15 protein-coding genes and 2 pseudogenes are annotated in these 19,584 nt (G+C 58.9%); 14 read left to right on the top strand and 3 right to left on the bottom strand.

The features are described 5' to 3' along the window. Positions 1–58 precede the first annotated feature (58 nt). The 3 genes from aat (at position 59) to infA (ending at position 1,835) form a co-directional block, all read left to right on the top strand. Positions 59–739, top strand: coding sequence for a leucyl/phenylalanyl-tRNA--protein transferase (aat, locus tag E3Z29_RS13650; RefSeq protein ID WP_134786005.1), 681 nt, complete (start codon positions 59–61; stop codon positions 737–739). 57 nt (positions 740–796) lie between these two features. Then, the gene (locus E3Z29_RS13645) at positions 797–1,504 is read left to right on the top strand and encodes an arginyltransferase (protein ID WP_027614671.1); all 708 of its coding nucleotides are present in this window, start codon (positions 797–799) and stop codon (positions 1,502–1,504) included. A 112-nt stretch (positions 1,505–1,616) separates the two neighbouring features. Continuing rightward, positions 1,617–1,835, top strand: coding sequence for a translation initiation factor IF-1 (gene infA, locus E3Z29_RS13640; RefSeq protein WP_002553999.1), 219 nt, complete (start codon positions 1,617–1,619; stop codon positions 1,833–1,835). 1,062 nt (positions 1,836–2,897) lie between these two features. Here the strand turns inward: infA and clpA are convergent. Both clpA and clpS read right to left on the bottom strand, forming a co-directional pair. Further along, the gene (gene clpA / locus E3Z29_RS13635; protein ID WP_097088113.1) at positions 2,898–5,168 is read right to left on the bottom strand and encodes an ATP-dependent Clp protease ATP-binding subunit ClpA; all 2,271 of its coding nucleotides are present in this window, start codon (positions 5,166–5,168) and stop codon (positions 2,898–2,900) included. 30 nt (positions 5,169–5,198) lie between these two features. Further along, positions 5,199–5,582, bottom strand: coding sequence for an ATP-dependent Clp protease adapter ClpS (gene clpS, locus E3Z29_RS13630; RefSeq protein ID WP_027614670.1), 384 nt, complete (start codon positions 5,580–5,582; stop codon positions 5,199–5,201). 224 nt (positions 5,583–5,806) lie between these two features. Between clpS and E3Z29_RS13625 the strand changes: the two genes are divergently transcribed. Continuing rightward, the gene (locus E3Z29_RS13625; RefSeq protein WP_098968501.1) at positions 5,807–6,088 is read left to right on the top strand and encodes a cold shock domain-containing protein; all 282 of its coding nucleotides are present in this window, start codon (positions 5,807–5,809) and stop codon (positions 6,086–6,088) included. 61 nt (positions 6,089–6,149) lie between these two features. Here the strand turns inward: E3Z29_RS13625 and icd are convergent, their stop codons facing one another. Beyond that, entirely contained in the window at positions 6,150–7,406 is a 1,257-nt protein-coding gene (gene icd, locus E3Z29_RS13620; protein WP_003223831.1) for an NADP-dependent isocitrate dehydrogenase, read from the bottom strand. A gap of 481 nt (positions 7,407–7,887) precedes the next feature. Between icd and E3Z29_RS13610 the strand changes: the two genes are divergently transcribed. The 10 genes and pseudogenes from E3Z29_RS13610 to E3Z29_RS13565 all read left to right on the top strand — a co-directional run bounded on the left by E3Z29_RS13610 (position 7,888) and on the right by E3Z29_RS13565 (position 19,582). Further along, the gene (locus E3Z29_RS13610) at positions 7,888–10,113 is read left to right on the top strand and encodes an NADP-dependent isocitrate dehydrogenase (protein WP_134786004.1); all 2,226 of its coding nucleotides are present in this window, start codon (positions 7,888–7,890) and stop codon (positions 10,111–10,113) included. Between the two features lie 200 nt (positions 10,114–10,313). Next, on the top strand, positions 10,314–10,760 hold the full coding sequence (locus E3Z29_RS13605) for an NUDIX hydrolase (protein WP_007964846.1): 447 nt from the start codon (positions 10,314–10,316) through the stop codon (positions 10,758–10,760). A gap of 60 nt (positions 10,761–10,820) precedes the next feature. Next, complete coding sequence (gene mnmA, locus E3Z29_RS13600) at positions 10,821–11,945, top strand: tRNA 2-thiouridine(34) synthase MnmA (protein WP_096795638.1); 1,125 nt, start codon at positions 10,821–10,823, stop codon at positions 11,943–11,945. Next, positions 11,942–12,565 (top strand): high frequency lysogenization protein HflD, encoded by a 624-nt coding sequence (gene hflD / locus E3Z29_RS13595; protein WP_003223824.1) that lies wholly within the window; start codon positions 11,942–11,944, stop codon positions 12,563–12,565. Before mnmA ends, hflD begins: the two co-directional genes overlap by 4 nt. Before the next feature lie 127 nt (positions 12,566–12,692). Next, positions 12,693–14,065, top strand: a pseudogene (purB, locus tag E3Z29_RS13590) (adenylosuccinate lyase). A gap of 86 nt (positions 14,066–14,151) precedes the next feature. Beyond that, positions 14,152–15,327 (top strand): annotated as a pseudogene (locus E3Z29_RS13585) (JmjC domain-containing protein). Next, positions 15,320–15,745 (top strand): GNAT family N-acetyltransferase, encoded by a 426-nt coding sequence (locus tag E3Z29_RS13580; RefSeq protein WP_003223818.1) that lies wholly within the window; start codon positions 15,320–15,322, stop codon positions 15,743–15,745. Before E3Z29_RS13585 ends, E3Z29_RS13580 begins: the two are co-directional and overlap by 8 nt. 243 nt (positions 15,746–15,988) lie before the next feature. Further along, on the top strand, positions 15,989–16,726 hold the full coding sequence (locus tag E3Z29_RS13575) for a secretin N-terminal domain-containing protein (RefSeq protein WP_134786003.1): 738 nt from the start codon (positions 15,989–15,991) through the stop codon (positions 16,724–16,726). 473 nt (positions 16,727–17,199) lie between these two features. Next, a complete protein-coding gene (gene aceA / locus E3Z29_RS13570; RefSeq protein ID WP_003223815.1) occupies positions 17,200–18,525 on the top strand; it encodes an isocitrate lyase in 1,326 nt (441 codons plus the stop codon). 643 nt (positions 18,526–19,168) lie between these two features. Further along, positions 19,169–19,582 (top strand): NADH-quinone oxidoreductase subunit A, encoded by a 414-nt coding sequence (locus tag E3Z29_RS13565; RefSeq protein WP_003223812.1) that lies wholly within the window; start codon positions 19,169–19,171, stop codon positions 19,580–19,582. Positions 19,583–19,584 lie beyond the last annotated feature (2 nt).

The raw sequence follows: 19,584 nt of genomic DNA, 5'->3' as shown, positions 1-19,584 counted from the left end.
ACACTTTATCGCGGGCCTGATGCCCCCACTGCCCTCCCCTTCTGCAAGCCTGGACGCCATGCTGACTTGGTTACAACGCAATTCCCTGACCTTCCCGCCCCTGGAAAAGGCCATGCGCGATCCCAATGGATTGCTGGCTGCCGGTGGCGATCTGTCCGCCGATCGGCTGGTGCAGGCTTACCGGCACGGCTGTTTTCCGTGGTTCTCCGAAGGCCAGCCGATCCTCTGGTGGTCGCCGGACCCACGCACCGTGCTGTTTCCCGACGAACTGCATGTCTCGCGCAGCCTCGGCAAATTGCTGCGCAAGCAACGCTACCAGGTGACCTTCGATCAGAATTTCGACGCCGTGATTCGTGCCTGCGCCGCCCCCAGGGATTACGCCGACGGCACCTGGATCACCGAAGCCATGCAGGACGCCTACCTCGAACTGCACCGCCGCGGCTTCGCCCACTCGGTCGAGGTCTGGGATCAGGGCCAACTGGTCGGCGGCCTGTATGGCCTGGCGATGGGTCAGCTGTTTTTCGGCGAATCGATGTTCAGCCGCGCCGACAACGCCTCCAAATTCGGCTTTGCCACGCTGGTGCAGCATTTGAAAGACGCTGGATTCGTTCTGATTGACTGCCAGATGCCGACCGATCATCTGCACAGCCTCGGCGCCCGCGCGATCCCCCGCCACGAATTCGCCGACTATCTGGCTCGCCACCTGGATCAACCGAGTCGTGCCACCTGGGTTTGCTGAGCGACTTTTGCGCGCGTGGCTTACACTTAATTCACCAGCTTATCCCGAGGGTTGATCATGACCGAGTTGGCGCGCTTGAAGTTCTATGCCACTCAACCTCATTCCTGCAGTTATCTGCCCGAGGAGCAGGCGACGACGCTGTTTCTCGATCCGAGTCAGCCCATGGATGTGCACGTCTACGCAGACCTGTCGGAAATGGGTTTTCGTCGCAGCGGCGATCATCTGTATCGGCCCCATTGCCAGAATTGCAATGCGTGCGTGCCTGCACGCATCCCGGTGGCGCAGTTCCTGCCCAACCGCCAGCAGAAACGCATTTTCAAACGCAATGCCGATCTGCAGGTACGCCCGGTAAAACCGCACTTCAGCGAAGAATATTTCGATCTGTATCAGCGCTATATCGAGCAGCGACACGCCGACGGCGATATGTACCCGCCGAGCCGGGACCAGTTCTCGACCTTTCTGGTGCGCGATCTGCCCTTCTCGCGCTTTTATGAATTTCGTCTCGACGGACGGTTACTCGCCGTCGCGGTGACCGATCTGCTGCCCAATGGCTTGTCAGCGGTCTATACCTTCTACGAACCTGACGAGGAACGCCGCAGCCTGGGGCGTTTCGCAATCCTGTGGCAAATCACCGAAAGCCAGCGCCTGGGGCTAGAGGCGGTGTATCTCGGTTACTGGATCAAGAACTGCAAAAAGATGAACTACAAGACCCAGTATCGCCCCATTGAATTGCTGATTAATCAGCGCTGGGTGATTCTTAACTGATCGCAAGCCGTAAACCCCTTGGCTTAAACCCCCTTTTTCGGGCACAATGCACGCCGCTTTTGCCTGGCGCAGTTGCACCGGGCCATTCATTGGACACCGAGGGCTTTACTGCATGTCGAAAGAAGACAGCTTCGAAATGGAAGGCACTGTCGTCGACACCCTGCCCAACACCATGTTTCGTGTGGAGTTGGAAAATGGGCACGTCGTAACCGCGCATATCTCCGGCAAGATGCGCAAGAACTACATTCGTATTCTTACCGGTGACAAAGTGCGCGTCGAGCTGACGCCCTATGACTTGAGCAAAGGGCGCATTACTTACCGCGCTCGTTAATCAAGTCAATACAAGACGCCCGGCTTTGCCGGGCGTTTTTGTTTGTCTGCGATTTGGGTTTGGGTTTGGGCTTGTGAGCATATCCGTTGCTGCGGGGGTTGCTGATTACGGTTCCGCCCTTACGGCGGGTCACTTTTTCCAAACGCCGAAAAAGTAACCAAAAAGGCTTCCCCCGGCGTACGGCACTTCGCTGAGGCTCAGTGTTCCCTCGCTACGGTGCCCATCAGGGGGCATCGCCTCCGGTTTGCTTCGCTGCACCTCCTCTCGATGGATGCGGCTTCGCCGCATGGCGCTGCGCGCCCACCCCCCTGATGGACACCTTCGCTCGGCCTGCCGAAGGGGCTGAAGATCAAAAGCCACATCAAAAGCCAAAGCCAAAGCCAAAGCCAAAGCCAAAGCAGATCAAAAGATCACAGCCTTCGGCAGTTCCTGCATGGCACTGGATGCATTCAGTTAGAAATTGGTCGGCTGACAGGCCGCCTTCGCGAGCAAGCCCGCTCCCACAGTGGATTGGGGTAGGCAGTTGGAGATTGGCAGACTGGTCGGCCGCCATCGCTGGCAGGCCAGCTCCCACAATTGGGCCGGGTGCATCAGCAAGAGATTGGTCGGCTGTCAGGCCGCCATCGCCAGCAGGCTGGCTCCTACAATTCAGAGAGCGTGCAACCCTGCGGCGAAGCCGCCCCACTCAACACAATGAGCGTTAGCTCGAGTAAAGCTTTTGATCTGAGGGCCCGTCGGCAGGCTGAGTGGAGGGATTTATCCGGGGTGGGAGCGCAGCGACCGTTTGGCGCAGCCAAACACAGCGAGAGGAGGTGCAGCGAAGCAAACCGTAGGCGCTGCCCCCCAGATGAATCACGCAGCGAAGGAACCCGAGCCTAAGCGAGGGCCGAACGTCAGGGTAAAGCCCTTTTGGTTACTTTTGGGGCGTTTGCCAAAAGTGACCCGCCGTCAGGGCGGAACCCTAGGCGGCCGTTACCGCAGCAACGGATATACACCCAAAAACCCCAGACAACAAAAAAGGCGCCCGAAGGCGCCTTTCGCTTTACAACAGACCAACAACCGTCAGGCCATCTCCGCCGTGGTTTCGAAGTCAAACGTCAACTCACCATCCTTGATGTCGATGTGCACCACACCGCCATGCTCGGCCAGCTCGCCAAACAGAATCTCCTCCGCCAGCGGACGCTTGATCTTGTCCTGGATCAGACGCGCCATCGGACGTGCGCCCATCGCCGAGTCATAACCACCGGCCGCCAGCCAACTGCGCGCCGCATCGGTAACCTCCAGCAACACACGCTTGTCTTCCAGCTGCGCCTGCAGTTCGGTAAGGAACTTGTCCACCACGCTTTTGATGACCTCATGGCTGAGGCGACCAAACTGGATAATGGTGTCCAGACGGTTACGGAATTCCGGCGTGAAGCTCTTCTTGATCACTTCCATCGCATCAGACGAGTGGTCCTGATGGGTGAAACCGATCGAAGCACGCGCCGCGGTTTCGGCACCGGCGTTGGTGGTCATGATCACGATCACGTTGCGGAAATCCGCCTTGCGCCCGTTGTTGTCGGTGAGCGTGCCGTGGTCCATCACCTGCAGCAGCAGGTTGAAGACTTCCGGATGCGCCTTCTCGATTTCATCGAGCAGCAATACGCAGTGCGGTTGCTTGGTGATCGCTTCGGTCAACAGACCGCCCTGATCAAAGCCGACATAGCCCGGAGGCGCACCGATCAGACGCGATACGGTGTGGCGCTCCATGTACTCGGACATGTCGAAGCGCACCAGTTCGATACCCAACGCCTTGGCCAGTTGCCGCGCGGCCTCGGTTTTACCGACACCGGTAGGACCTGCGAACAGGAACGAGCCGACTGGCTTGTCCGGCGACTTGAGCCCGGCACGGGACAGTTTGATAGCGGTCGACAGCGAATCGATCGCCGCATCCTGACCAAACACCGTCAGCTTCAGGTCGCGCTCCAGGTTACGCAGCAATTCCTTGTCGGAGCTGGTGACGTGTTTTGGCGGAATCCGCGCGATCTTCGCCACAATGTCTTCAACCTGCGGCACTTCGATGCGCTTGACGCGCATCTCGACCGGCTGCAGGCGCTGATAGGCACCCGCCTCGTCGATCACGTCGATGGCCTTGTCCGGCATATGCCGGTCATTGATGTAGCGCGATGCCAGCTCGGCAGCGGCGCGCAACGACTCATCGCTGTATTCGATGTTGTGGTGCTGTTCGAAGCGCCCTTTCAGGCCGCGCAGGATACCGATGGTGTCTTCCACCGACGGCTCGACAACATCGACCTTCTGGAAGCGTCGTGCCAGCGCACGATCCTTCTCGAAGATTCCGCGGAATTCCTGGAACGTGGTCGAGCCGATGCAGCGAATGTCGCCAGACGACAGCAGCGGCTTGAGCAGGTTCGAGGCATCCATCACGCCACCGGACGCAGCACCCGCACCGATGATGGTGTGAATCTCGTCGATGAACAGGATCGCCTGCGGACGTTTTTTCAGTTCATTGAGCAGCGCCTTGAAGCGCTTCTCGAAATCACCGCGATACTTGGTGCCTGCGAGCAGTGCACCGAGGTCGAGCGAATAGACGACGCTGTTGGCCAGCAGATCCGGCACCTGGTTGTCGACAATGCGCTTGGCCAGGCCTTCGGCAATCGCGGTTTTACCCACACCTGCCTCGCCGACCAGCAACGGATTGTTCTTGCGCCGACGCGCGAGAATCTGCGCGACACGCTCGACTTCCATCTCGCGGCCGACCAGCGGGTCGATCCGACCCTGGCGCGCGAGTTCGTTGAGATTGCTGGCATAAGCATCCAGCGGATTGCCTGAAGAAGAAGACTCACCGCCCTCGTCGTCCTGCATATCTTGTTCACCTTCAGAGTGATCGCCGTGCCCTGGCACTTTGGAAATGCCGTGGGCGATGTAATTGACGACATCAATGCGCGCAACGCTCTGCTGTTTCAGCAGGAATACGGCCTGACTCTCTTGCTCACTGAAGATTGCAACCAGCACGTTGGCGCCGGTTACTTCGCGTTTGCCCGAGCTCTGCACATGAAAGACAGCACGTTGCAGTACACGCTGGAAGCCCAGGGTTGGCTGGGTTTCGCGATCTTCGTCGTGGACGGGGATCAATGGCGTGGTGGAGTCGATGAACTCCTGCAGGTCGTGCTTGAGTTTGTCGAGGTTTGCGCCGCAGGCACGCAATACGGTGGCGGCAGCCTCATTGTCCAATAGGGCCAGCAGCAGGTGTTCGACGGTCATGAATTCATGACGCTTCGAACGAGCCTCCTTGAAGGCAAGATTGAGGGTGACTTCGAGCTCGCGGTTTAACATAGCTTCACCTCATACCCAAGTGGTCGGCGATTAACCGTCCTTCTCGATTTCACAGAGTAGCGGATGCTGGCTTTCCCTGGCGTACTGGTTGACCTGCATGGCCTTTGTCTCGGCGATGTCGCGGGTAAACACTCCACATACTGCCCGTCCTTCTGTGTGAACGGCCAGCATGACCTTGGTCGCCAGCTCGCGATTCAGGTTAAAAAACACCTCGAGCACTTCGACGACGAAATCCATCGGTGTGTAGTCATCGTTGAACAAAACCACCTTGTACATCGGCGGCGCCTGTAACGCAGGCTTTGCTTCCTGAACAGCAACGCCTGCCGAATCGTCGTCGTGCTCCTCTGGATGATCCTTTTGGAGAAGCGGGCGATCCTGATTGAATGTTAGTCGAATCTGGCTGATTGCATGCATGGAAAGAAAGGTTCGTCAGTTGTGCAAATACAGTGGTGGGGGCGGCTGTACACCTTTTCAACTCCGACTGCCCGGTCACCTTGACTATCGGGAAAACGGTGTTACAACCAATAGAGCCCACAGTGGGTAAAAAAGATCCGCGGAGTCAATCCTTTTAACGGATTAGATTGCGGATGTCCTGGATGATACTCCAGCGATGGAGTCTGTTGCAGAGGGATTTGAGCATGGCTGTCGGCAAGGTCAAGTGGTTCAACAATGCCAAGGGATTCGGCTTCATCAACACCGATGCCCGGGAAGGACGTGACGAGGACGGCAAAGAGGTCGATTTCTTTGCCCACTACTCGGCCATTGAGATGGACGGGTATAAAACTCTCAAGGCCGGGCAGATCGTCAGTTTCGACATCGTCCAGGGGCCCAAAGGCCTGCACGCGGTAAAGATCAAAGCGGCAACCGTGGCAGGCGAAGCGGCTATGCATGCCCCTCATACAGAAACGGTATCAGGCTGACTCAACCGTCACCCAGTCATGAAAAAACCGCCCGAAGGCGGTTTTTTTGTACCTGCACGATTTACATGTGCTTGATGATCGCCTCACCAAAGCCCGAAGAAGACACCAGCGTGGCGCCTTCCATCAGACGTTCGAAGTCATAGGTCACGGTCTTGGCCTTGATGGCGCCGTTAGTGCCCTTGATGATGAGATCCGCTGCTTCGGTCCAGCCCAGATGACGCAACATCATCTCGGCCGACAGAATCACCGAACCCGGGTTGACCTGGTCCTTGCCGGCGTACTTCGGCGCGGTACCGTGGGTCGCCTCAAACATGGCCACGGTGTCGGACAGGTTGGCGCCCGGCGCGATACCGATACCGCCCACTTCCGCCGCCAGGGCGTCGGAGAGGTAGTCACCGTTGAGGTTCAGCGTGGCGATTACGTCGTACTCGGCTGGACGCAGCAGGATCTGCTGAAGCATGGCGTCGGCGATGGCGTCCTTGACGATGACTTCACGGCCGGTTTTCGGGTTCTTGAATTTCATCCATGGGCCGCCATCGAGCAGCTCGGCGCCGAATTCTTCCTTCGCCACCTCGTAGCCCCAGTCCTTGAAGGCACCTTCGGTGAATTTCATGATGTTGCCCTTGTGCACGATGGTCAGCGACTTGCGGTCGTTGTCCACCACGTATTGCAGGGCCTTGCGCACCAGACGTTTGGTGCCTTCCTTGGAAACAGGCTTGATGCCGATACCGCAATCCTGGTCGAAACGGATCTTGGTGACGCCCATTTCTTCTTTCAGAAACTTGATGACCTTGGTGGCCTCAGGGGAGCCGGCCTTCCATTCGATACCGGCATAAATGTCTTCCGAGTTCTCGCGGAAAATCACCATGTCGACGTCGCCAGGCTTTTTCACCGGGCTCGGCACACCTTCGAACCACACTACGGGACGCAGGCAGACATAAAGGTCGAGTTGCTGGCGCAGGGCCACGTTGAGGGAGCGGATGCCACCACCGACCGGGGTGGTCAGCGGGCCCTTGATAGAGACCACGTAATCCTTGACGGCGTCCAGGGTTTCCTGGGGCAGCCAGGTGTCCTGGTCATAGACTTGAGTCGCTTTTTCGCCAGCATAAACCTCCATCCAGGAAATCTTGCGCTTGCCCCCGTAGGCCTTGGCCACGGCAGCATCAACCACTTTGATCATCACCGGACTGACGTCGACGCCAATGCCGTCACCTTCGATGAAGGGGATGATCGGGTTATCAGGAACATTGAGAGAATGGTCTGCATTGACGGTGATTTTGTCGCCGACGGCTGGAACCTGAATCTTCTTGTAACCCATGCTGAACTCCATTGTTTGGATTGAACATCTGGCTTGGTTCGAGCGTAACCCAGTTAAATCAACACGCAAACCCTCTGTTCACGGCGCGGGCACATCTGGTTTCGTACAAGCCTGAAAGCAAAGGGAAAAGCGCCAAACTCAAGCATTCGCAGCGACTCTACGCCCCACCCGCCCCTGCGACCTTTAGACCAATGGACGAGAATCGTTGCATATGAACCATCGGCAGATTGCCAGCTACCTATGTATAATGCCGCCCGCTGACCAAAGGGTCACGACGGCTGGCCTCTCTAGCACGAGACTTTCCGCCTGATTGGTCGGGTTGTTACCGCAGTCCGACTGCTTGACGCTCTACTGATGCACCCAACATCACCGCGAAGAATCTCGACATTCGGTTCATGGATGACTTTGAACGAACGCGCTTACCCGGCGCCCCTCGAGTTTCTGCGCACGCTTTAGCAAAGAAGAGAGAGTTAATCCGAATATGCCCACCCGCTCGAAGATCATCTATACCTTCACCGACGAAGCTCCAGCCCTCGCCACCTATTCCCTGCTGCCGATCATCGAGGCTTACACCGCCTCGGCCGATATCGCCGTGGAAACCCGCGATATCTCTCTTGCAGCACGCATCCTGGCCAGCTTCCCCGAGCAACTGGGCGACAAAGCCGTAGCCGACCACCTCGCCGAACTGGGCGACCTGGCCGTTACGCCTGAAGCCAACATCATCAAGCTGCCGAACATCAGTGCTTCGGTGCCTCAGCTGCAAGCGGCGATCAAAGAGCTGCAAGCCCAGGGTTACAACCTGCCGGACTACCCGGAAACCGTGACCAACGACGCCGAAAAAGAAGCCAAGGCGCGTTACGACAAGGTCAAGGGCAGCGCCGTGAACCCGGTTCTGCGTGAAGGCAACTCCGACCGCCGCGCTCCGCTGTCGGTAAAAAACTACGCTCGCAAGCACCCGCACAAAATGGGCGCCTGGGCCAAAGACTCCAAATCCCACGTCGCTCACATGAGCACCGGCGATTTCTACGGCAGCGAAAAAGCTGCCCTGATCGACGCCGCTGACGCTGTGAAAATCGAGCTGATCGCCAAAGACGGCACCGCAACCGTCCTGAAAGAAAAAACCAGCGTTCAGGCCGGCGAGATCCTCGACTGCGCCGTGATGAGCAAAAACGCCCTGCGCGCGTTCATCGCCGCTGAAATCGAAAGCGCCAAGGCCCAGGGCGTGCTGCTCTCGGTTCACCTGAAAGCGACCATGATGAAGGTCTCCGACCCGATCATGTTCGGCCAGATCGTTGCCGAGTTCTATAAAGACGCCCTGACCAAGCACGCTGACGTGCTGGCCCAGATCGGCTTCAACCTGAACAACGGCATTGGCGATCTGTACGCGCGCATCAAGGCCCTGCCGGCCGAGCAGCAAGCACAGATCGAAGCTGACATCGCGGCGGTCTACGCTGCTCGCCCATCGCTGGCGATGGTCAACTCCGACAAGGGCATCACCAACCTGCACGTGCCGAGCGACGTCATCGTCGACGCCTCGATGCCAGCGATGATCCGCGACTCCGGCAAGATGTGGGGCACCGACGGTCAGCTGCACGACACCAAGGCTGTAATCCCGGATCGTTGCTACGCAACCATCTACCAGGCTGTGATCGAAGATTGCAAAGCCAATGGCGCGTTCGATCCGACCACCATGGGCAGCGTGCCAAACGTTGGCCTGATGGCGAAGAAAGCCGAAGAGTACGGCTCGCACGACAAGACCTTCCAGATCAAGGCTGACGGCGTGGTTCGCGTCACCGACAGCAAGGGCAACCTGCTGATGGAACAGACTGTCGAAGCCGGCGACATCTTCCGCATGTGCCAGACCAAAGACGCGCCGATCCAGGACTGGGTCAAACTGGCTGTCAACCGTGCTCGCGCCAGCAGCACCCCGGCGATCTTCTGGCTGGACCCGATGCGCGCCCACGACGGTGTAGTGATCGAGAAGGTTCAGGCTTACCTGAAGGATCACGACACCAGCGGTCTGGACATCCAGATCATGGCGCCGGTCGATGCCATGAAGTACACCCTGCAGCGCACCCGCGAAGGCAAGGACACCATCTCGGTGACCGGCAACGTACTGCGCGACTACCTGACCGACCTGTTCCCGATCATGGAACTGGGCACCAGCGCCAAGATGCTGTCGATCGTGCCGCTGATGAACGGCGGTGGCCTGTTCGAAACCGGCGCCGGCGGTTCGGCGCCGAAGCACGTGCAGCAACTGGTTGAAGAGAACTTCCTGCGCTGGGATTCGCTGGGCGAATTCCTGGCTCTGGCAGCCTCCCTCGAGCATTTGGGTGTGAACTACAACAACCCGAAAGCGCTGGTTCTGTCGAAAACCCTGGATCAGGCCACCGGTCAGTTCCTCGACAACAACAAGTCGCCATCGCGCAAGGTCGGCAACATCGACAACCGCGGCAGCCACTTCTACCTGGCGCTGTACTGGGCTCAGGCCCTGGCCGCCCAGACCGAAGACACTGCACTGCAAGCGCAGTTCGCGACTCTGGCCAAAACCCTGACCGAGAACGAGGCGACCATCGTTGCAGAGCTCAACGCCGTGCAGGGCAAGCCAGTGGACATCGGTGGTTACTACCACGCCGACGCCGAGCTGATCAGCAAGGCCATGCGCCCAAGCGCAACCTTCAACGCGGCGATTGCTGCGCTGGTTTAAGCTTGTAATGCTGCAAAGAAGCCCCGGCCCAGTGCCGGGGTTTCTGTTTCCGAATACAACACGAACCCCCTGTGGGAGCGGGCTTGCTCGCGAATGCGGTTTATCATTCAACATCGTCATTGACTGACCCACCGCTTTCGCGAGCAAGCCCGCTCCCACAGGGGATTGGGGTTTAACCAATAGATTGAGGAGGAAGATTTATGGAATGGCTCCCCCACATCACCGTTGCCACCATCGTCGAAGACAACGGTCGCTTCCTGATGGTCGAAGAACACAAGGCCGGGCGTAACGTGCTCAACCAGCCGGCCGGTCATCTGGACCCGAACGAGACCCTGATCGACGCCGCCATCCGCGAAACCCTTGAGGAAACCGGCTGGGACGTCGAACCCACCGGCGTGATCGGCATTTATCTGTATACCGCGCCGAGCAACGGCGTGACTTATCAACGCGTGTGCTTCAGCGCCAAAGCGGTGAAACACCACCCGGACTATCAACTCGACGATGGCATCGTCGGCGCCAAGTGGTTGACCCGCAGCGAATTAATCGCCCAGCGCGACAACTGGCGCAGCGAGCTGATCATCCGCTGCATCGACGACTATCTGGCCGGTCATCACTTCAGTCTCGAACTGATCCGCCCTTCTCTTTAGCCTTGAGGGCCGTGAGCCTGCTAGAATCGCGTCCTTTTTCAAGACACTCATTGAATCCCTATGCGTGATCCAGCCCCTTCTGACACATCCAAGAAGCGCGTCATTGTCGGCATGTCCGGCGGCGTGGACTCTTCCGTTTCCGCTCTCCTGCTGATCGAGCAGGGTTACGAGGTGGAAGGCCTGTTCATGAAGAACTGGGAAGAAGACGACGGAACGGAATACTGCACCGCCATGGACGACCTGGCGGATGCCCAGGCCGTGTGCGACAAGATCGGCATCAAGCTGCACACCGCCAACTTCGCCGCCGAGTACTGGGACAACGTGTTCGAGCACTTCCTGGCCGAATACAAGGCCGGTCGCACGCCGAACCCGGACATCCTGTGCAACCGCGAGATCAAGTTCAAAGCGTTCCTCGACTACGCCATGATGCTTGGCGCCGACCTGATCGCCACCGGCCACTACGTGCGCCGTCGCGACATCGATGGTCGTACCGAACTGCTCAAGGGCCTCGATCCGAACAAGGACCAGAGCTACTTCCTGCACGCTGTCGGCGGCGAACAGATCGCCAAGACCCTGTTCCCGGTCGGTGAACTGGAAAAGCCCGAAGTGCGCGCCATTGCCGAGAAATACGAGCTGGCGACCGCCAAGAAGAAGGATTCCACCGGGATCTGCTTCATCGGTGAGCGACGTTTCAGCGACTTCCTCAAGCAATACCTGCCGGCACAACCGGGCGAGATCAAGACCACCGAAGGCGAAGTCATCGGCCGTCACCACGGCTTGATGTACCACACCATCGGTCAGCGTCAGGGCCTGGGTATCGGCGGCCTGAAAGACGCGGGCGACGAGCCGTGGTACGTGCTGCGCAAGGATCTGGACAGCAACGAGCTGATCGTCGGCCAGGGCAACAACCATCCGTGGCTGTTCTCCAGCGCCCTGCTCGCTTCGGAAATCTACTGGGTCAATCCGATCGACCTGAGCCAGCCGCTGCGCCTGACCGCCAAAGTGCGTTATCGCCAGAGCGATCAGGCTTGCACCCTGGAAAAAACCGAAAACGGCTACCGCGCCGTGTTCGACGAACCGCAACGCGCGGTAACCCCGGGTCAGTCCGTGGTGTTCTATGACGGTGAAATCTGCCTCGGTGGCGGCGTGATCGAGGTTGCCGAGCCGTGGAGCGGCCAGGCATGAGCCCGACTCAGGAGCAACTGACGGCGCTGGGCGGCGTGTTCCTCGCCGCGGTGCTGGTCGACCGCATCGCCAAGACCGGCCAGACCAGCGAGGCCGGCCTGAGCTGCATGCTCGGCAGCCTGCTGGTACGCGACCCGAAGGACACACTGGACGTGTACGGCGGCGACGACCTCAATCTGCGCGAGGGTTATCGGGCATTGATCGGCGCCCTCGAGCGCGACCCGAGCACCCTGCAACGCGAACCGCTGCGCTATGCCCTGTCGATGCTCGGCCTGGAACGCCAACTGGCCAAACGTGACGACATGCTCGACACCATTGGCAAACGCCTGCCGCAGATCCAGTCGCAGGTCGAACACTTCGGCCCGGCCCACGAAAACGTGATCGCCGCCTGCGGTGCGCTGTATCAGGACACCCTGAGCACGCTGCGCCAGCGGATTCAGGTGCATGGCGACATGCGCAACCTGCAGCAACCGAGCAACGCCTCGAAGATCCGCGCCCTGCTGCTGGCCGGCATCCGTTCGGCACGCCTGTGGCGACAGCTCGGCGGCCACCGCTGGCAGTTGGTGATCAGCCGGCGCAAGCTGCTCAAAGAGCTGTATCCGTTGATGCGCAGCGAGTAAATCGTCGCGCAATAAAAGTTTTGTAGTCTGTAGCGCGTAATACGCCGGTCAGTTGGCAACGGACCGGCGGATTTTTTCATGTATGATACGCGCCCCATTTCGTTGCCCGACTGTCCGAGAACACCCCATGCAGCTCTCTTCGCTCACTGCGGTTTCCCCTGTTGACGGCCGCTACGCCGGCAAAACCCAGGCCCTGCGCCCGATTTTCAGCGAGTACGGCCTGATCCGTGCCCGCGTCCTGGTTGAAGTGCGCTGGCTCCAGCGCCTGGCCGCCCACGCCGGTATCCCGGAAGTGCCAGCCTTCTCCGCCGAGGCCAACGCCGTTCTCAATGAACTGGCTGAAAACTTCTCGCTGGAGCACGCCGAGCGCGTCAAAGAGATCGAGCGCACCACCAACCACGACGTCAAGGCGATCGAATACCTGCTCAAGGAGCAGGCGGCCAAGCTGCCGGAGCTGGCCAAGGTCAGCGAGTTCATCCACTTTGCCTGCACCAGCGAGCGAAGACATCAACAATGTCCCACGCCCTGATGCTGCGCGAAGGCCGTGACGACGTGATGCTGCCGCTGATGCGCCAGACTGCCAACGCCATCCGCGAACTGGCGATCCGTTTCGCCGACGTGCCGATGCTGTCGCGCACCCACGGCCAACCGGCCTCCCCGACTACTCTGGGTAAAGAGCTGGCGAACGTGGTTTACCGTCTCGAGCGTCAGATCGCTCAAGTCGCTGCCGTGCCGCTGCTGGGCAAGATCAACGGCGCCGTAGGCAACTACAACGCGCACCTGTCGGCCTACCCGCAGATCGACTGGGAAGCCAACGCCCGCGCCTTCATCGAAGACGAACTGGGCCTGGGCTTCAACCCGTACACCACGCAGATCGAACCGCATGACTACATCGCCGAGCTGTTCGACGCGATCGCGCGCTTCAACACCATCCTGATCGACTTCGACCGTGACATCTGGGGCTACATCTCCCTGGGTTATTTCAAACAGCGCACCATCGCTGGCGAAATCGGTTCGTCGACCATGCCACACAAGGTCAACCCGATCGACTTCGAAAACTCCGAAGGCAACCTGGGCATCGCCAATGCACTGTTCCAGCACCTGGCGAGCAAACTGCCAATTTCCCGCTGGCAGCGCGACCTGACCGACTCCACCGTACTGCGCAACCTCGGTGTGGGCTTCGCTCACAGCGTGATCGCCTACGAAGCCAGCCTCAAAGGCATCAGCAAGCTTGAGCTGAACGCCGACAAGATCGCTGCCGATCTGGACGCTTGCTGGGAAGTATTGGCCGAGCCGATCCAGACCGTGATGCGCCGCTACAACATCGAAAACCCGTACGAAAAGCTCAAAGAACTGACCCGCGGCAAGGGCATCAGCCCGGAAGCGCTGCAGACTTTCATCGACGGCCTGGACATGCCAGCCGAAGCGAAAGCCGAGCTGAAACAGCTGACCCCGGCCAACTACATCGGTAACGCTGTAGCGCAAGCCAAACGCATCTGATTCACCGCTTGACCCGTTTGAGACGCCCGGCCGCGCCGGGCGTTTTTATTCCCGTCTGAAAAATGCTTTTTTTCAATAGGTTACACATGAATCCTGATACTCCTCTTCAACTTCTGGGCGGTCTCACGGCGCGCGAATTCATGCGCGATTACTGGCAGAAAAAGCCGCTGCTGATCCGTCAGGCCATTCCTGACTTCGAAAGCCCGATCGACGCCGACGAACTCGCCGGCCTGGCCCTGGAAGAAGAGGTCGAGTCGCGCCTGGTGATCGAGCACGGCGAGCGTCCGTGGGAGCTGCGTCGCGGCCCGTTCGCCGAAGACGAATTCAGCAAGCTGCCAGAAAAAAGAGTGGACTCTGCTCGTTCAGGCCGTTGACCAATTCGTCCCGGAAGTCAGCGAACTGCTGGAAAACTTCCGCTTCCTGCCGAGCTGGCGCGTCGATGACGTGATGATCAGCTTCGCCGCCCCGGGGGTGGCAGCGTCGGCCCGCACTTCGACAATTACGACGTGTTCCTGCTGCAAGGCCACGGCCAGCGCAACTGGAAGATCGGCCAGATGTGCGACTCCGAGAGCCCGCTGCTGCAACACGCGGATCTGCGCATTCTCGCCGAATTCCACGAGACCGAAGAGTGGGTGCTTGAACCGGGCGACATGCTCTACCTGCCGCCGCGCCTGGCCCACTGCGGTGTCGCCGTGGACAACTGCATGACCTACTCGGTCGGCTTCCGCGCCCCGAGCGCCTCGGAAGTACTGACCCACTTCACCGACTTCCTCAGCCAGTTCCTGACTGACGAAGAACGCTACACCGACGCCGATGCGAAACCGGTCAGCGATGATCCGAATCAGATCCAGCACGACGCACTCGGCCGCCTGAAAAGCCTGCTCGCCGAGCACATGAGCGACGAGCGCCTGCTGCTGACCTGGTTCGGCCAGTACATGACCGAGCCGCGCTACCCGGAACTGGTGGTCGGCCCGGAAGACGTTGAAGAAGATGACTTCCTCAACGCGCTGCAGGACGGCGCAGTGCTGATCCGCAACCCGAGCGCGCGTCTGGCCTGGTCGGAAGTCGATGACGACCTGCTGCTGTTCGCCAGTGGCCAGAGCCGTTACCTGCCGGGCAAGCTGCGCGAGCTGCTGAAGATGATCTGCGCCGCCGATGCGCTGCACGTCGACAACCTCGGCGAGTGGCTGAACGACGAAGACGGTCGCGGCCTGCTGTGCGAACTGGTCAAACAAGGCAGCCTGGGATTTGCCGATGAATAAGATTCGCGTACGTGTCGCAGACTGGCAAAAGGACAACGCCGAGATCCGGCGCATTCGTGAAACGGTGTTCATCGCCGAACAATCGGTGCCACCCGAGCTTGAATGGGACGCCGATGACGCGACCGCCGTGCATTTTCTGGCGTTCGAAGGCGACTTTCCGATCGGCACCGCCCGCCTGCTGCCCGACGGACACATTGGCCGGGTTTCGGTGCTGAAGGACTGGCGCGGCATGAAGGTAGGCGATGCGCTGATGCAAGCGGTCATCGCTGAAGCCGAAGCCCGCGGCCTGCAGCAGCAGATGCTCAGCGCCCAGGTACAGGCCACGGCGTTCTATGAGCGCCTGGGCTTCAGCCTGGTCAGCGAGGAATTCCTCGAAGCCGGGATTCCGCATGTCGATATGGTTCGCCATTCGGCCTGAGACCGCGGCGCGGCTTTCGCGAGCAAGCTCGCTCCCACAGTTGATCTGCAGCAGACACAGATTGTGTGTCAGACAGAGATTCAATGTGGGAGCGAGCTTGCTCGCGAAGAGGCCAGCAAGAACACCACAAAACGCCCCGACATCAACCGATGCAGGGGCGTTTTGCTGTCTACGATTCAACTTGCCCCACCCCGAGCCGACAAACTGGCAATATCAAGCCTTTCGAAAGCGGAGATAACGGACATGTCCCTACGCACCCTGCTCACCACCCTGCTGCTCGGTTGCAGTTTTTCGGTGATGGCAGCCACAGAAATCGTGCCTCTCAACTACCGCACCAGCGCCGACATGTTGCCGATGGCGCAAGACTTTATCGGCAAGGATGGCCAGGTCAGCGCCTATGGCAACCAACTGATCATCAAGGCCGAGCCGGACAAGATTCAGGAACTCAAAGCGCTGATCACCCAGCTTGACACTGCGCCCAAGCGCCTGCTGATCACGGTCGACACCAACGAAAACAACCAGCAGAACACTGGCGACCAACAGACCCGGATCATCAACTACAGCACCGCCAGCCGTGACGGCGGCATCCAGCAGATTCAGGCCAGCGAGGGCGCGCCGGCGCTGATCCAGGTCGGCCAAAGTGTGCCGATCACCAGCAGCCAGACCAACTCCTACGGCGACTACAGTAGCCAGACCCAATACCGCAACGTCACTCAAGGCTTCTACGTCACCGCCAGCGTCACCGGCGACATCGTTCACCTGGCAATCAGTACCAACCGTGACCGCATGAGCCAGGAACGTCCCGATGTAGTGAACGTGCAAAGTACCGACACAACGGTCAGCGGACGCCTGGGCGAATGGATCACCCTCGCCGGCGTAAATCGCCAGACTCAGGCCGACAAACAGGGCCTGACCCGCAGCTACTCGACTCAAGGCCGAGATGACATGACTTTACGGGTCAAAGTCGACGCCCTGGACTAAAGCACCGAAAACTGACTGATTAGTCGTATTAGACGAAAGATGTAGTGCTTGAAAAAAAGCACTACAAAACGTTTGACGGGTTAAAAAAGCGAAGGCATGATGGCCTCGCTCCCGCTAATCAGAGGCCCTGGCAAGGGCCTTCGAAGCGATGTTCGCACCTACCCCGCGAACCGCTTCGTGTCTGTACCGCCCACAAGGTGTGTTTGACGAGGTTGCCGACTGGAACGAAGTTGTCCCGAGGGACGGAAGCGTAATTAGGTAACCCGGCTTCACGCTGTAGACCGTATAAAGGCCCACGACGCCCGAATGCGCCCGCAGTCCGCCACTACCTGCTCACTTCCCCTCGAGCCCATCGTTCATCCCGTCGCCTCCCCCGCCGAATCCGACTTGACCACCTAAGCTTCTGGTCAGCGAGCGCAGGAATTTTCCACCGCAGAACAACTTTTCATAAAGACGCGACGAGGTTTATCTCCATGGCACTGACACGCGAACAGCAAATTGCAGCCCTTGAAAAAGACTGGGCTGAAAACCCGCGCTGGAAAGGCGTGACTCGCACTTATTCCGCTGCTGACGTCGTCCGTCTGCGTGGCTCGGTTCAACCTGAGCACACCTTTGCGAAAATGGGCGCCGAGAAGCTGTGGAACCTGGTGACCCAGGGTGCCAAGCCGTCCTTCCGCCCAGAGAAAGATTTCGTCAACTGCATGGGCGCCCTGACCGGTGGCCAGGCTGTTCAGCAGGTCAAGGCCGGTATCCAGGCGATCTACCTGTCGGGCTGGCAAGTGGCTGCGGACAACAACTCCGCAGAATCGATGTACCCGGACCAGTCGCTGTACCCGGTGGACTCGGTGCCAACCGTGGTCAAGCGCATCAACAACTCGTTCCGTCGTGCCGACCAGATCCAGTGGAAAGCCGGCAAGAATCCGGGCGACGAAGGCTACATCGACTACTTCGCACCAATCGTGGCTGACGCTGAAGCCGGTTTCGGCGGCGTGCTGAACGCCTACGAGCTGATGAAGAGCATGATCGAAGCAGGCGCCGCCGGCGTTCACTTCGAAGACCAACTGGCTTCCGTGAAAAAATGCGGCCACATGGGCGGCAAGGTACTGGTTCCTACTCAGGAAGCCGTACAGAAGCTGACCGCTGCTCGTCTGGCGGCTGACGTTGCCGGCACGCCGACCATCATCCTGGCGCGTACCGACGCCAACGCGGCTGACCTGCTGACTTCGGACTGCGATCCGTACGACCAGCCGTTCGTGACAGGCGAGCGTACTCAGGAAGGCTTCTACAAGGTACGTGCCGGTCTGGATCAGGCGATTGCCCGTGGCCTGGCCTACGCACCGTACGCCGACCTGATCTGGTGCGAAACCGCCAAACCGGATCTGGAAGAAGCCCGTCGCTTCGCTGAAGCGATCAAGAAGGAATACCCGGACCAACTGCTGTCGTACAACTGCTCGCCTTCCTTCAACTGGAAGAAAAACCTGGACGACGCGACCATCGCCAAGTTCCAGCGCGAACTGTCCGCCATGGGCTACAAGCACCAGTTCATCACCCTGGCCGGCATTCACAACATGTGGCACAGCATGTTCAACCTGGCGCACGACTACGCCCGCAACGACATGACTGCCTACGTGAAGCTGCAAGAGCAGGAATTCGCTGACGCCGCCAAGGGTTACACCTTCGTGGCTCACCAGCAGGAAGTGGGCACCGGCTACTTCGACGACATGACCACCGTGATTCAGGGTGGCTCGTCCTCGGTGACCGCGCTGACCGGTTCGACCGAAGAAGAACAGTTCCACTGATTCGGCTTCGCTGAGCAAACGGCCTTTGCGGATCGTATAGAAAGCTAACCGCAAAGCCGCAAGACTGACGCCCCGACTGGTTCGGGGCGTTTTTTTTTGCGCGCCGATTCCCCAAACACCACAAAACCCCTGTGGGAGTGAGCCTGCTCGCGATAGCGGTTTGTCAGCTAGCACATGTATGAATGACCCACCGCTATCGCGAGCAGGCTCACTCCTACAGGGATCGACGTCGCTCGGACAAAAACATTGATCCAGAGCGGTACGAACGCCAGAAAAATCAGCTAAAACTGGCGCCACCGCTACTTGCAGTAACAGGCATATAAGACAACTTTCTGTTTACTGCACCGCTAAACAGTTACAAAACCACCCCAAACGATATCAATTATCATTTAGCAGCAACTATGTTCGTTACATTTCCTACAAAACATAATTCGCGGAAACCCGGCTAATGCCCGCACTGCATGGGCTACAGGGCATTGGAGGTGCGCTATGTCCTTATTCCAATAAATAATTTCGCTATAGGAATTTTACTTGCCGGGTGTTTAGCCATAAAATCAGCGCGATTGATTGCTGCGACATATCGTCACTGCCTTATTTCTTTATCAAGCTCAGAGACCTTTGCTCTCTGTTAAGGATTACCAGCATGCCCGAAGCGACAGGACTCATGGCCCACAACTGGGGCTTTGCCATTTTCCTTCTGGGTGTAGTCGGCCTGTGTGCCTTCATGCTCGGCGTCTCCAGCCTCCTCGGGTCAAAAGCCTGGGGCCGCAGCAAAAACGAACCGTTCGAGTCCGGCATGCTACCTACCGGTGGCGCCCGCTTGCGGCTCTCAGCCAAATTCTATCTGGTCGCGATGCTGTTCGTGATCTTCGATATCGAAGCCCTCTTTCTCTTTGCATGGTCTGTGTCCGTCCGCGAAAGCGGCTGGACCGGATTCGTCGAAGCTCTCGTTTTCATAGCAATTCTGTTGGCAGGTCTTGTCTACCTGTTCCGAGTGGGCGCCCTTGACTGGGCTCCGGAAGCTCGTCGCAAGCGGCAGGCGAAGCTGAAACAATGAGG

Origin of the sequence: Pseudomonas sp. S150 (genome assembly GCF_004526365.1) — a bacterium.
GTDB lineage: Bacteria > Pseudomonadota > Gammaproteobacteria > Pseudomonadales > Pseudomonadaceae > Aquipseudomonas > Aquipseudomonas putida_A.
Note: the sequence above shows the minus strand (reverse complement) of the source record. Positions and strands in the feature narration are given on the sequence as shown.

What these genes read in the sequence shown, in the direction of transcription:
- E3Z29_RS13610 (WP_134786004.1), top strand. Translation starts at nt 7,888, where the DNA reads ATGCCCACCCGCTCGAAGATCATCTATACCTTCACCGACGAAGCTCCA.
- mnmA (WP_096795638.1), top strand. Translation starts at nt 10,821, where the DNA reads ATGCGTGATCCAGCCCCTTCTGACACATCCAAGAAGCGCGTCATTGTC.
- E3Z29_RS13580 (WP_003223818.1), top strand. Translation starts at nt 15,320, where the DNA reads ATGAATAAGATTCGCGTACGTGTCGCAGACTGGCAAAAGGACAACGCC.
- E3Z29_RS13605 (WP_007964846.1), top strand. Translation starts at nt 10,314, where the DNA reads ATGGAATGGCTCCCCCACATCACCGTTGCCACCATCGTCGAAGACAAC.
- E3Z29_RS13565 (WP_003223812.1), top strand. Translation starts at nt 19,169, where the DNA reads ATGCCCGAAGCGACAGGACTCATGGCCCACAACTGGGGCTTTGCCATT.
- hflD (WP_003223824.1), top strand. Translation starts at nt 11,942, where the DNA reads ATGAGCCCGACTCAGGAGCAACTGACGGCGCTGGGCGGCGTGTTCCTC.
- infA (WP_002553999.1), top strand. Translation starts at nt 1,617, where the DNA reads ATGTCGAAAGAAGACAGCTTCGAAATGGAAGGCACTGTCGTCGACACC.
- E3Z29_RS13575 (WP_134786003.1), top strand. Translation starts at nt 15,989, where the DNA reads ATGTCCCTACGCACCCTGCTCACCACCCTGCTGCTCGGTTGCAGTTTT.
- E3Z29_RS13625 (WP_098968501.1), top strand. Translation starts at nt 5,807, where the DNA reads ATGGCTGTCGGCAAGGTCAAGTGGTTCAACAATGCCAAGGGATTCGGC.
- aat (WP_134786005.1), top strand. Translation starts at nt 59, where the DNA reads ATGCTGACTTGGTTACAACGCAATTCCCTGACCTTCCCGCCCCTGGAA.
- aceA (WP_003223815.1), top strand. Translation starts at nt 17,200, where the DNA reads ATGGCACTGACACGCGAACAGCAAATTGCAGCCCTTGAAAAAGACTGG.
- icd (WP_003223831.1), bottom strand. Translation starts at nt 7,406, where the DNA reads ATGGGTTACAAGAAGATTCAGGTTCCAGCCGTCGGCGACAAAATCACC.
- E3Z29_RS13645 (WP_027614671.1), top strand. Translation starts at nt 797, where the DNA reads ATGACCGAGTTGGCGCGCTTGAAGTTCTATGCCACTCAACCTCATTCC.
- clpS (WP_027614670.1), bottom strand. Translation starts at nt 5,582, where the DNA reads ATGCATGCAATCAGCCAGATTCGACTAACATTCAATCAGGATCGCCCG.
- clpA (WP_097088113.1), bottom strand. Translation starts at nt 5,168, where the DNA reads ATGTTAAACCGCGAGCTCGAAGTCACCCTCAATCTTGCCTTCAAGGAG.